The organism is Paenibacillus tianjinensis, assembly GCF_017086365.1.
Taxonomy (GTDB): domain Bacteria; phylum Bacillota; class Bacilli; order Paenibacillales; family Paenibacillaceae; genus Paenibacillus_AQ; species Paenibacillus_AQ tianjinensis.
Genome location: NZ_CP070969.1, coordinates 1,386,234 through 1,400,136 on the forward strand (window position 1 = coordinate 1,386,234; position 13,903 = coordinate 1,400,136).

Sequence of the window (13,903 nt, forward strand, 5' to 3'; positions counted from 1 at the left end):
TCTGTCATTTGACAGACTCTTTTTTGTCGAAATTAAGGCGCATAGTTCAATAGAATTATGTAAAAAGTAGCATTTCCATGTAAAACATTTGAAATTTGATGTTATAATTTGGATAAACAAATAATCCTGTTAATACGTAATCTGGAGGGGTAAAGGTGGCTCGTAGTTTTGGAAGTACAGTCAGTAAAATGATTAAAGAAACTGCAAAAGCGCAACGTGCAGCTGAAAGGTCAAGAAATTCCGCTATTCGTGAGCAGGAAAGACATTTAAGACTACAGCGGCAATATGAACGTGAGAATGAGCGTGCCATTAAACAATCTATACGTGAGCAAAAGGCATATGAAAAAGAACAAAAGGCGCTATACATAGAAGGACGTAAAGAAGAAACGAATGATTATAACGAAGAAACTCTTTATCGGCTGAACGAATTTAAATCAATCATAAGTGAAACGCTCGGTGTGGATGACAAGATTTCATTCGAATCCCTTTATAAGAAGGATGAATTTCCAGAGTACATAGAGCCCTATGTTAAGCCAGTTCCAGAAAACCCTGTACCGCTGAGAGAAAGCTATTTTGCAAGCGTTGATATGGAACCCTCCTTTATAGAGAAGATCATTGGCCTCGGGAAAAAAGCGCGCCTAAGAGCTATTGAAGCAGCAGAGAATACATACAAATATGCCCTTCTGGATTATGAGTCTGCAGAAATTAGAAGAAATGAACTAATTAAGGAAAATGAAATCTTCCTCAGCTCTGCAAGAGCGGAATATGATGAGGCAAAGCGTTTGTTTTTAGAGGAAATAGCATCTCATAATGGCTCCATTAATGATTTTAAAACCAGCTATTTCAATAAAGACAAAGAGGCGATTGAAGCTTACAGCACTTTGGTTCTGGAACGTTCTAATTACAGTGACATTTTTCCCCAAACATTTAATCTGTTTTATTTGGAAGAGAGCAAAGAATTATTAGTTGAGTATGAATTACCGGATGTGACGGCTGTACCACAGAATAAGGAATATAAGTATACACAGAGCCGGGATGAGATCAAAGAGGTTCCTTTTAAACCCAAGGAATTGAATGAGATCTACTCTATACTTGTGGCTTCAATAGCACTCCGTACGCTTCATGAGCTTTTTGAAGCAGACCAAGGCAATCATTTGGATTCTGTAATATTTAATGGAGTGGTATCCACAGTAGACTTAAGTACTGGACTCGACATTCGGCCATGCATATTAACCATTCAGACCCGGAAAGACGAATTTATGAAGTTCGATCTCGCCAGAGTGGATATTCTTGCCTGTGTTAAAGGTCTCAGAGCCCAGCTCTCTCCTTCAGTAACTGAACTCACCCCAGTCAAACCCATTGTCGATCTTGTCATGTACGATAAACGATTTGTAAATGAAAGAGATATGATATCTACACTTGATACACGAACCAATCTTTTGGAGATGGACCCTTTTGATTTTGAACACCTGGTATGTAACTTGTTTTCGAAAATTGGTCTTGAATCCAAACTGACACGCTCAAGCCGAGATGGTGGAGTCGATGTCATTGCTTTTGACCCGCGCCCTGTATTTGGTGGGAAATATGTGATTCAAGCAAAAAGATATAAGAATACTGTAGAGGTAGCTGCAGTCCGCGACTTATACGGTACTATGATGAACGAGAATGCATCGAAAGGGATTTTGGTTACCACATCAACGTATGGTCCCGATGCCAGAAGCTTTGCCAAGGACAAGCCTATTGAATTAATTGATGGCCGGGTACTTTTGCATATGCTAGAGGAGCAGGGGATTTATGCGAAGATTCAGTTGTGAAATAATCTGTGAAGTTCTTGTAGAGAGAAAGGTAATGCAATAATATTGAAAGTTTATCTTAATAGCACTATCCTTATATTTTCAAATATGTAATAAAAGCACTGATATCTTCAAGTTTTTTGTAAACCATAAACCATTACTGTTTTGAAGAGAACAAAGCTATAGTCAAAATTCTAATGATTATGGATTACTTTCTTTTGTACGATAGTCGCGTAAAAATGCTAACTTTATTTTTAAGGAGTAATTAAATCGATGTATATTAAAGAGATAAAAGCAAATGCAATAGCATTAAGCAAACAACTTAAAGAAATAGTTGAAAACGAATTTTTAAGAGATTATAAAATTATCGAAGCAATACCTGTAATACCAGGTCAGTATTGGGAATTTAAATTAAGTTTGCTTAATGTAGATTTTGAAAAAGAACTTACAAGGAGTATTGGCTTTCTTTCAGGTAGTGGAAGTCTTCAAAATCCCAATTTATCAATAAATGATTTTTTTAATAACAATGACATGGTAGCTGAGGAGTTTTTCTCACAAGATGAATACAAAGTATTCGAAAGTTTGATTCCACTATTAAAAAACTTAGATGAATATGAAAGCTTGGGATACAGTGTGACGATACATCTCAATTCCTTCATCATTGGTGGAGACGAATGGCTCAGACAAGTTTGCGAAGAGTTTATTTTAATAATTCATTTGGATGAAAAAAATAAGGATGGTATTTGCCTTGGTACTATGCAAAGTCAAAGATATAAAATAAAGATGGAAGATTCTAACCAGATAAATTTTTTAATTGTACCATTTGATAAGTGTCGTTATTTTAATAACTATTCTCGAGTAGAGGGGTACGAAGATATGAAGTACTACGAATATGAGGTAGCATTTTCCTTTGCAGGTGAAGATCGAGAATTAGTTGACGAAATTGCTGACCAATTAAGAAGAATGAATGTTAGAGTTTTTTATGATATGTACGAAACTGTATCATTATGGGGGAAAGACTTATATACACATCTTGATGAAATATATAGAAATAAATCGAAATATTGCGTGATGTTTCTGTCGAAGTACTACAAAGAAAAAGTATGGACAAACCATGAAAGAGAGAGTGCTCAGGCGAGATCTTTTATTGAAAGAGAAGAATATATCTTACCAATTCGGCTAGATGATACCGAAATTCCGGGAATAAGACGAACTACCGGATATATTGATGGTTCACTTTTTACGGCCTCTGAAATGGCAGGGTTCATAAAAAGGAAAGTTAAAGGAATGTAAGAGGACGAAACTCCCCAATTTTGCGGCTCGATGTATTGAAAAAAACTTAATACACTTCCGTTCACTGAAAAACTTAAGAATGCATTGCTACATGAACTTACCGGTACAGCATGAAATGGGCGATGTTTTATTAAGGAAGTTGAACTTAATTTTATCGTTATCTTGAAATATTGGACGATAGGAAGAAAGTGGTCGTAGTCAGCCGCCGAACTGGATACCGGTTGGGAGGAACGGATACAACGGGAGATTGCAAAGGAGTTAAAGATCTCGTCATGCGAAGCGGTGAATTCAGATGCTACGAGACAATACTAATAATAACAATAGGTGTATAGAAAGCAGCTTATCTTCGGATAAGTTGCTTTTTTGGAGTTAAATCCCATCTTCAATATATTAAGAAGATTTTATTCTAATTATCGATAAAATTATCTAAGAATTATGCATTATTTAGGCGCAATTTCACCATATATCCATTAAAATGATAATATATGTTATCTTTTGGAAAGGCGGAAACATTAATGTCAGATGTGGAAGAAATTCTTTACTACTTAATAGAAGGTTTGGAAAAATGGGAATTGTCAAAGGATAAGATTCCGGAATCCCTTCAAAAGGGTCATCGATTGTTTTCAAGAGCCCTCATGGAACAGGGGAGTCCTCCTCCAGCTGATATTGTAGCGCTGCTTAAAATATTGCAAAAGCCTCCAAAAGAATGGGGCTTACCTGATGCAGCAACCCTTTTAAGTGATAAGCCGCTTGTCATACCCTATGTAGGAATTTCTGCAGCTGCTAGAGATTTTAAACTAATTTATGAGTCTCCAGAAGAAGCACACGTTAAAGAAGTTTTGGCTATTCTTCAATATTGCCGTAATAACACTCCTCAATTGGACGAACAGTATCGAAAGATACGTATGTTTCTTATAAAACACCCTGTTGTAACACTCAGTGAATTTCTCCCTTTTAGCCTGTCGTTGGGAGAAGGTGAATTATTTAAATCCGTTCAAAATTGTTACCAAAATATTACCCTAGAGGCATCACGTTATCGCAAATGTCCAAGATGTGGTTGGACACTGGATTACCGAAACCATCAATGGCGTTGTGGGATTGAAGATATATGTGGTCAGGTTGAAAGCCGTGAACAATATTTACAGGATTGGAACTCTAAGGAGCCCTTGTTTCGCTTACGTTTTGGGATTTACCGGTATACATTGCTTCCGGGACTAGTTGAAGTTAGAGCTCGTGATAATTTAGTACAAAGTGGATATAAAGTTGTAATGTTTCCTGATGTTGATCGGTTTGATTTAGAGGTGGAAATGGGTCGTTATTCAATTTATTTTGACATGAAAGACTTTAGCAATCCCTTTTCTTTAGCTAAATTTTTTAATGAACAGACAGTTTATCAGCTCCAAAAATATAGCCAAGATGAGGTTTATGTAGTAATTCCTGAATACCGCAGACAACGTTATCCTAATTACGTATTTACAGTTAAAAGACTATTAAGGACCCACGCTAATCATATTCGTATCATAGATGAGAGAGACATATTAAGGATGCTGAAGGAACAGGAGGATTGGTAAATGAGAATCTCATATCGGACCCCGGAGAATCGTCGATATTTCGAACAGAAATTTTCTGGAACGAACTTGTCAAAGGATAAACTTCAAACCATGTATACAGTAGAGCTATTCATAACTGGCTGCATGCTTGTAGATCCCAATATGCCCGTGATGGAAGCGCCGAGTATTATGGCGGGACATGATGTACCCGTAATTCCTGGGAATGCAAACCTTGATATTGTACATCGACTTCGTGTGTTGTTTCGAGAGATGAGATCAAAAAGGGTATGGAGTCAGATGTTTAGAATGTATGCTCAACTTCCAACTGGATATTGCTTATATCAATTCAAAGACAGAGAGTGGCAAAAAAAAGACCCTATCCTTTTCTCGAATAGAAAATCTTGGTATGAGGATATTTTGTCAGCACCCGCAAAAAATGTGGCGAAAAAATATGAATTTGCATCAGAGGGGACTTTTGAATATGAGTCGAAGCAGAGCGTTGATTCGATAAAAGGAAATATTCCATATATTCCGAATCCAATCCCATTGTTTCCACACTACAGAGTCAAAGGAAATTTCCAATTGGAGCTTTCTGATGGTGTTTATCACCCATCTTCAGGAATGAAAGAAACAGCAGCAAGTTCAGAATGGAGGAACAGAGAAGGACAAACTATTCGGTTTAGGCCGGTACAAAATCCATTAGATAAAGTTTTTACATATAAAGGTGTTCAGCATATTATCGGTGGGTTGGGAGCAGGGAAATCTACCTTTATGGTAGCAGAGACTGTACGGTTAGCCCAACAAGGGGCTCGTATAGGTATTATAGAAGGGAGTGTTCCTCAAGTACTTAACCGAGTAAAAGAGCTTCGTCAACTTGGTATAAATGCTACTCCTATTATTGGGAAAACTAACCGTGCGAAACATCGAGATGATTATTTGGCAGCTAAGCAGCATGATATTTATGATATATCAGATTGGAGTCTTGATACGAATCTTGAGCTCGCGCATTTATCTGATCAATGCTTAATTCGAGTTCTTGCTAATGACGAAGATCTAAGCACGGATTATCCGTGTCGTAACATTAATCAACCGACTCAGGCAACTGCTTGTCTGTGCCCATTTGCATCACAATGTGGTGTATATCAAGACTATGCTAAGCTAATTGATGCACAAGTATGGATTACAACTTCTGCAAGTATTCTACAATCTAAGGTACCGGCAATGATAGATCCGTATGAAAGAACTATATATGAAGCGATGTATGATTTGTTGGACGTCATTTTCATTGATGAAGTTGATGCAGTTCAAAAACAATTCGATGATGCGTTTTTAGAGGAGCATGCCTTATTCGGTACCTCTGAGCATTTCTTTGAAAAACTATTGGTTGAAACAACGCTAATGACAGCGGGCAAATATATTAACAGCGAAGATATCATAGTTCAGCAGTGGATTGATGGATTACATCGTTTACACAAAATGATTCGTGACGGAGTTTATCGTAAATTACTTCGTTCACCTGAATTTGCGATTTCTTTACGACACCGCTTAATTCAGCTATTCACAGAATCATATAGAATTAGTCGGGCGTTCACCTCGAATGAAGAGGCAACGGAAATTTTTGAGAACAAGCTTCAGCGTTTTACTGAAAATCCACTTGATCACGAGATCTATCCTGAGGTTGCAAATTTATTTGGAGCAGAATCATTAGAAGATCGAAAAGTTATTTTGAAGCGTATTGTTGTAAAACTGGGGGGAGAAGAGAAGCCTAGAGGTTCGTATCGTTATCCTTATGACTGGTTAGAATTTTACCTTTATTTAAGTAATGTAGATTATGAACTGGAAATATTAAAGGATCTTTATCCCTTTATTCGGACGAAATTAAGAATGTTCAGTGAGATTAATGTTTTTCAGAGCAACCAACGGGGATTTATTCCATTTTTGAAAGAGGCAATGACAGGGAGACTGACAGGGTATATGTATGAAGTTAAGCGAGAAGGGGTTCCTGGGACTTTTAAAGCTGTCCACTATTCAGGAGTCGGCCGTCTATTACTACAAGATTGGAACAGTGCTTTTGAACATTCCGATAGTCACCAAGGCCCAGCTATTGTACTGATGTCTGGTACGAGCTACGCTCCTGGTTCGCCTCATTATGATGTGGATATTAAGCCGACATGGTTGCTTGAGTCCAATTGGGAGCCCCCCAAGATACATCAACAATACTACCCTTTATTTGAGAGTGGTTCAGGCATCCCTATTTCGGTCTCCGGACAAGATGAAGAACGACGAAGTGGAAGTTTAAAAAGGATGACAACCCTACTACTTCATAAGTTTGAAAACGAACTTGCAGAATGGAGAAAGGTTCAAACCAATCGTCGGATATTAATTATAGTCAATTCTTACGCGGATGTAGAAGATGTTGCAGCAGTCTTAAAGATGAATCCCGTTTGGAGAGAACGTTTTCGCCAATTAAGTAGGGGCACCGATGAAATCGATGAGTCGAAGTTTATGAGATCGGAATTGGAGCGTTTTTATCATGAACCCGCAGATATACTGATTGCCCCACTTCTTGCAATTAGCCGGGGGTACAATATTCTGGATGAAGAAAAAGGTTCATTATTCGGCTCGGTTTTTTTCCTGGTCCGTCCTTATCCTGTACCGAATGACATGGCGTATACTATTCAATTGCTTCATGCGCGGTTACCTAGCATGCTGAATCAAATAGAACGAGAAAAAATACATTATCTTAAAGCAGTAACCTTAATCAGACGCGAAAGCAATAAGCTATTTCATCGTATCTATCGCAAACAGGATTATTGGTCTTCATTAACTTCTAAAGAAAGACGTACGATCGCTTGGTTTACATTTGTTCCTATATGGCAAACAATCGGACGAATGCTTCGAAAAGGAACAAGTGCCCGTGTGTTCTATTGTGATAGTAAGTTTGCTGCACAACCTTTGAATGTAGACGGAAATGAATCTATGCTTGATTATTGGCATAATATCATGAATTCAAATGAGTCAAACTCAGCTTTTCGAAGCCTGTACGGACCTTTTATTGATAGCATTCAAATGATGATGAAGGAGGAAGAGGATGAGTCGTTCTAAGAGTACCCAACTGCAGCTTTTTGCCTTTGATCCATCGCATTCCGATTGGGATAAAGAAATTGTATACCAACTTAATATCCCAGAAATTTGGAAGAAATGGGTCCTCCAATTGTGCAAAGGAAATGGAGAGAAAGAGTTCGCTCTGGAAAAGAGAATTAAACCGTTAGGAGAAAAGTTGAAGAGTATTTTCCCAGATTTAATTATGGTCAATAATGAACTTTACAGAGGGACTAAGAAACCATGGCTTATTGCTATTCGGCCTCTCCCCATGAATACACTTTTTATTCTAGTGAAGGCTTGGTTTTTTAAAACTGCAAATGAAGTTAGAATACCACAACCTGATGATATTGATCCTTCAGATTTTCAATGGAGTACAGTAACAGTAGGTCAAGCTTGTGCAGAAGATAGCGTTCTTTGCTACAGTCTTGTGCCTTCCCTTGTAGCACATCAATTTTGTCAAAGTGAGAAGACGTTGCGCTTGGGAGAAGAGGACGAGCCTATCGTTTTAAAATTTTCTAAAGTATTTGCAGCAAGAGAAGCGGACTGTATGTCTCAACCGATTCGTTCACGAAGAGGAGAGTTTAGCTATGTAGTTCGCTTTTGTTTAAAGACTAGGGGCGGGGAGCCCAATCGACAAATATTGCTTGTCAGTTTTGGTGTGCGCCGTATTATTACTAAACCTGTAAACACACAAAAAATAAAAGGTAAGGTCCACAGTACATTACTCGTCTCAATAGATAACCCTCTTGAAGATAAGCTGCAAGATGATAACGTTCGCTCTTTTGCTAGTTTCTCCTATCGAAGACAGGGTAATCTTGCTCCATATACAAGATGGAAGGAAGGTTTAGATGAGTTGTTTTTTGATTTGTTGTGGGGGCAATCTTTTACTCCCGAAGAGATAATTACGAATCCAGAACGATTCGGTGAGGGGTGTAATCCACGTGTAATCATCGTTCATAACCAGCAGGTCTATCGTTCACACCTTGTTGGAACAGGAATTAGTATTGAAGAAAAAAGACGGTTTTATGAAATTGTAGCCGCAGAGTTTTCGCAATGGGTTCCGCTGGCTCCAATTCCATTTATTCCAGCTCCCAAACCAAGTCATACGAGTTCCGTAAAAAGGAATCTACTACCTTCACTGCTAATACCGCATTCCAAAGAATTTGTGTTAGAGGTTTGGGGACCAGAAAGCCTGTATGATGAAGTGATTAAAGCGCTGAGAGAGAAAAAATATAATACAAATTCCATCGTTGAAGAGGATGAGAATAGTAACTTTCGATTGGTATCACCATCGAGTAACATCTTGACATTGATCAGACGAGAACGACACGAGTATCTCGATGCTTTGGACCCTACCTATGGTACAGATGCATATACACACCGAGTAAATTACATTCAACGAACACTTGAAGCTGCTGTACCTTCTAAGCAGGTTACATTATCATTAGTTGAAATTTTGCCTAAAGAAAGTTGGGAGAAGACAGGAGAGGGTGCTGATCCTAAATTAGCAGTACGAGAAGGTTTTAGACGCTCTGGGCGTATCACACAATTTATTTATCCTGAAAGTGTACAAGAGGATGAATTAGAGGTCGAAGAAGAGGAAGGGAAAAGTAATTATAAACATAAAGTATTTAATTGCATCTTGGATCTTCTCTCGGATGCAGGAGCTATAGATGGTAAATCTCTATTTGATATTGGGGAAATAGGACCTATCATTTCTTTTGATTTAATCCATGTTGACCGTGGCATTTTTCCAATACTAACAAAGCTGGACCAGGGTGTACTCTATGTACGGGGAGAGGGGATAGTTGAATGGCTCCCCCTTCATCAAGCAATACTGGAAAGTCACAGACTAAAGTCTCTCGGACTCTATCTGAATCAAGTAAAGCCAAGATTAACAAGATGGCTGGATGAACAATTAAGTTGGGAAAAGCTCCATACAGGAGCATTTACACTGCTTATCGGAGCCCACTTAAGGAATAAAGGAATCTGGGCATTAACAAATGATAAAGTATCTAAATTGCTAAATCCTCCTATTGCACCTTGGATTCAAGAGGACCCGGATATTAATGTAATTCGTATTAATGCAACAGATGAACTTCCTTCATATGGTTTTATGCCCTTATCGCTCTCTACCGGCATATATTCTGATAGAACAAGTGGTTTGTATTATGGAGTGGGGACAAAAGGTGTCTCACAACGTAGAATCAACAAAAAAATGACTAAACTCCACAATCCGTCAAAAACTTTTCAGCAACCCCGTCTTGTAGAATACATGCCGATGGGCAATGCAGATGAGATGGAGAGAGAGCGTCTGGCTTGGGCAGTACACCACTTAAGAGAGATGTGCATCTCATTTGAAACGACCTTAAAGTTTCCCTACCCGTTGAAGATGATTAGATCGATAGAGAAGTATATAAAAAATAAAGACCATGAGTGGGATCAGAATGAGGCGGAATTTGTTTAAAGGCAGATCACTCGGTAGAAAAGGAATAAGACAAAAGTGAAACTGGTATTTACTTCAGAATGAAAGGAAAGAAAATGTGAAAAAGATTAAACAGCAATGTTATTGGTGTGGGAAACAAGCAACTTCACGTGAGCATGTTCCGCCAAGATGTCTTTTTCCAACAGATAAAGATGTGGGGGCACTTTTTAAGCAATCTTTCCGTTCCGAATTAATCACCGTTCCTTCGTGTGATGAGCATAACTCTTTGAAATCAGGTGAAGATGAATATTTAATGGCTTGCTTAACTGCAAAAGTTGGCAACAACTTTTTAGCATATGCACATACACAAACTAAGCTGAAACGATCTTTGCAGCTTCATAAAAACTTGTTGGACGTTGAAGAAAAATTAAACATTATGATTAATGAAAGAGAGTTTCCTGTCTCGATAATCAATGTAGATGTTCCTCGGTTAAGTTACTCCTTTGAAGCAATTGCTAGGGCTCTATTTTTTCATGAGTTTCGTATTCAACTTAAAGGGAGGTGTGTCGTTGCGTCGGATATGTTTTTGTCACCCGATGCATCGGCCTCAGAATCAAATCAATATTTTCTAAATGGAATAACAATGATTCAAAAGGAGCAAAGCAACTGGAATACACCAATAAAAGGGAAGAATCCGTTGGTTTTTACGTATCAATTTAGTCCAGTTGATGAGTTTGGATCGCAAACCTTAGCTTTAAAATTTTATGAACAAACTGATATATATGTTTGTATAGGGGACATGATTAAACTTAAACCTTATAAGAAAGAGTTCGATGTGGCTAGTAAGATGTTGGGACTTCGAAAATGATGAGGGGAAGTACTTTTAAAAGCATGGAACAAAAAATACAAATGAATGATTATAAAGCTGATTGTTAGTAGTATACGGGGGGATGGGCATGAAGTTTTATGGAATTAAGCGAGAAAAGTTAATCGAGAGGATACAATATGAAAAAGCAAAAGCCATAACATTTCTAAAACCGTTCTTAGAAATCAATAAAGAAAACAGAGACTCAAAAAAGGAATGGTATAACCGCATATTTAAAAATCAGAATCGTTTTAGATTGGACATAAGTAACTCCATTCCACTAGGAGGTTATTTTGTTCCTGTTTCTGTAATTACATTTGAGCTAATCGCTAAAGAAGATATAAAACGATTAAAAAATGGTATTGAGCGTTTGATTATAAAAAACACTTCTCATAAGTTTATGGGCGGAATGAGATCATGGAAAGATATGATTGATTCTATAGATAATTTATTTAACGAGAACCTGTTTTCTAATAATACCTGGTTAGAATGCGGCAGATTTGATTTCGATCAAAACAAAACTATTAGTAGGCAAATCGACTATTTTGACCTAAAACTCATAAATTTCAGTACATCATATGTTGCAGTTGAGATTCATATTTATTTAACAGAAGATAGAAAAAAACAAGTTGAGAATATCGTTAATCAAAACTATCGTGAGGAAAGAGGGGTTGTTTTTGAGCATTTTTCACGTAATGCAAAAGCCAGAGGTGCAAAAAGGTCAATCACTGTTCAACGATATAACAATAGCTTTTTAAAGAGTGAACTATTAAGTGATCTAATGATTGAAACAAAATGGTATTTGTATGATGAGCTTTCTAAATTCATTCCATTTATTTTGCATAATAAAGGAATTATACCACCAAGTCTTAATCTATATAAAACCAATCTAGTTCTTAGCCAGGAAGAAGATATGGAGTTTTGGGATTCAATAGGGGGAAGTTGGTTTAAAGGTCAAACATTGTCTTCTTCAGAAACTATATTTTTTGAGCCGAATTTAAGTGCAAAACCGAGAGAACTTCAAAGAAATGATATTTTGATAGTTATTAATGAAGATACCTATTCAAAGAAAGAAGGATATTATAGTTTTGATTTTCAAGCTACTATAGAGATGTCTGAAAAAACCACCAATTTACTGAAATTGATTATAGTGAAAACTCTAAATGGTTTTTTCATTTCATTAGGGGCCGAATATAGGAACAATGTAAATAAGATAAGGATGAAGAAGAGGTTTTTAAAAAGATTGTTAAAGTTAAGATTTCAATTTGAGTCCGATTTTGTATTATTTAAGCGTATAAAAAGTGAGGTTGATTGGGAAAAGGAAAAGGTTGATTCAGAAGGAATATTTCCTGATGATACTGATGAATCCAAGATTCAAAAATACCATAGAGTAATTACTGAATTTCCATTAGTGATTCAAGAAAGAATTGAAAAAGTTCGTTTGGATATTGAAAATATATTAGAGCAAAAGCTAACTATCACAGGACACATCAATGATTATATTAATTTATACAAAAACTATAGACTAAATGTGACTATGCTACTAATTGCTGGGGCTACATTTATCTTTGTGTTATACCCTGAATGGGCTAAAAAGTTGGTTTTACAAATTAATAATATGTTTCAATTTCTATTTTAATTTAGCATAATACAATATAAAGTCGAATTGCCCGAGAGTTGACTAAAAAGGCGATTCAATCGTACTGATACAGCAGTAAGTCGCTAAAGTGAACGGACCCGACGTAACGATTTCATTGTAACAGCAGTAGCAAGTAAAGCAAACAGATACATTCCGAGCACTTCTTTTTGTCGATGTTTTCACCAAAATTTGGTGACATTACCGTATACATATGAGAGGGGAAGAATGAATGTCTATCACAGCAAAAATCATAAATGACATACGCAATTAAGAAGTACGTGAATATGAAACAAACAAAAGCCAAGCAGAAACCAAGAAAGTCTTGTAAACGGCTTTAAGAATGTAACCCAAACTAAATCAGTTAAATATCAACTACGGGAAGCGTTAGCATACTAGACCATATTTGAATCAAATGCGGCAAATCATAAACAGGAAGAAATAGGTTATACGTGCGACTTATTAAACTTAAAGATTGACGCATATGTTGAAAAGAAACTTTAAATTAAGATTGAGCATTTGGATACTTAAGTGACATCGTGTCGTGCCCACAACCTCTTGCCGCCCGCTGTATTGAAAACGAAATCCTCATGCATTTGAGATCGTTTAAAAGACCAAAAAGGACTGTCTCTGCACGACCCTATTGGGACGGACAAGGAAGGTAACGAGATCACACTGATTAATATCCTCGGCTCCGACGCAGATGATATTGTTACAGAAGTGGATCTGAAGATCGAAAAGAGCAAGATATATCGTAATCTAGATATCTTGAACGATAGAGAAAAAGAGTTTGCCGTCGGGCGCTTCGGCCTGGAGACTGGCGGGGAAGAGTAGACGCAGCGGGAGATTGCCAAGGAGCTGGGGATCTCGAGGAGTTATGTGTCGCGGATTGAGAAGCGGGCACTCATGAAGCTGTATCATGAGTTTTATAAGGTGAAGCGGTGAGTATCAGATAAATGGTGCGTATTAATAATAGATAATGTACAGAAAGCAACTTGTCTCCGGATGGGTTGCTTTGGTTATAACCAGAAGCAAATAAATTCAATGTGGGCGATAAGTCGGTTTGCTGGATAACGGCAGAGAAGAGCGGACGAAGGGAGAGAAGGCGAAGGAGTTGGTTAGAAGAGGACGCTGGTGAAGCTGTATCATGTAAGGCGAAGAGGTAAAATGTAAATGTAATATTTTTTACAGACTGCTCAATCTCAATTTAATGGTTGAGCAGTCTGTTTAATGATT

At 37.4% G+C, this 13,903-nt stretch carries 7 protein-coding genes and 1 pseudogene; all 8 read left to right on the plus strand.

Annotated features, from left to right (window positions below):
- Positions 1 to 155: 155 nt before the first annotated feature.
- Positions 156 to 1,814 (plus strand): restriction endonuclease, encoded by a 1,659-nt coding sequence (locus JRJ22_RS06140; RefSeq protein ID WP_206103682.1) that lies wholly within the window; start codon positions 156 to 158, stop codon positions 1,812 to 1,814.
- Positions 1,815 to 2,066: 252 nt separating this feature from the next.
- Positions 2,067 to 3,086, plus strand: a complete 1,020-nt coding sequence (locus tag JRJ22_RS06145; RefSeq protein WP_206103683.1) for a toll/interleukin-1 receptor domain-containing protein — start codon at positions 2,067 to 2,069, stop codon at positions 3,084 to 3,086.
- Between the two features lie 515 nt (positions 3,087 to 3,601).
- The gene (locus JRJ22_RS06150; protein WP_206103684.1) at positions 3,602 to 4,657 is read left to right on the plus strand and encodes a restriction endonuclease-related protein; all 1,056 of its coding nucleotides are present in this window, start codon (positions 3,602 to 3,604) and stop codon (positions 4,655 to 4,657) included.
- A complete protein-coding gene (locus JRJ22_RS06155) occupies positions 4,658 to 7,741 on the plus strand; it encodes a pPIWI_RE_Z domain-containing protein (RefSeq protein WP_206103685.1) in 3,084 nt (1,027 codons plus the stop codon).
- Positions 7,728 to 10,208 (plus strand): pPIWI_RE module domain-containing protein, encoded by a 2,481-nt coding sequence (locus JRJ22_RS06160; RefSeq protein ID WP_206103686.1) that lies wholly within the window; start codon positions 7,728 to 7,730, stop codon positions 10,206 to 10,208. Before JRJ22_RS06155 ends, JRJ22_RS06160 begins: the two co-directional genes overlap by 14 nt.
- A 76-nt stretch (positions 10,209 to 10,284) precedes the next feature.
- Entirely contained in the window at positions 10,285 to 11,034 is a 750-nt protein-coding gene (locus JRJ22_RS06165; protein WP_206103687.1) for a hypothetical protein, read from the plus strand.
- 88 nt (positions 11,035 to 11,122) lie between these two features.
- Complete coding sequence (locus JRJ22_RS06170) at positions 11,123 to 12,670, plus strand: hypothetical protein (RefSeq protein ID WP_206103688.1); 1,548 nt, start codon at positions 11,123 to 11,125, stop codon at positions 12,668 to 12,670.
- 557 nt (positions 12,671 to 13,227) lie between these two features.
- Positions 13,228 to 13,612 (plus strand): annotated as a pseudogene (locus tag JRJ22_RS06175) (sigma-70 family RNA polymerase sigma factor); the annotation flags it as partial.
- Positions 13,613 to 13,903 lie beyond the last annotated feature (291 nt).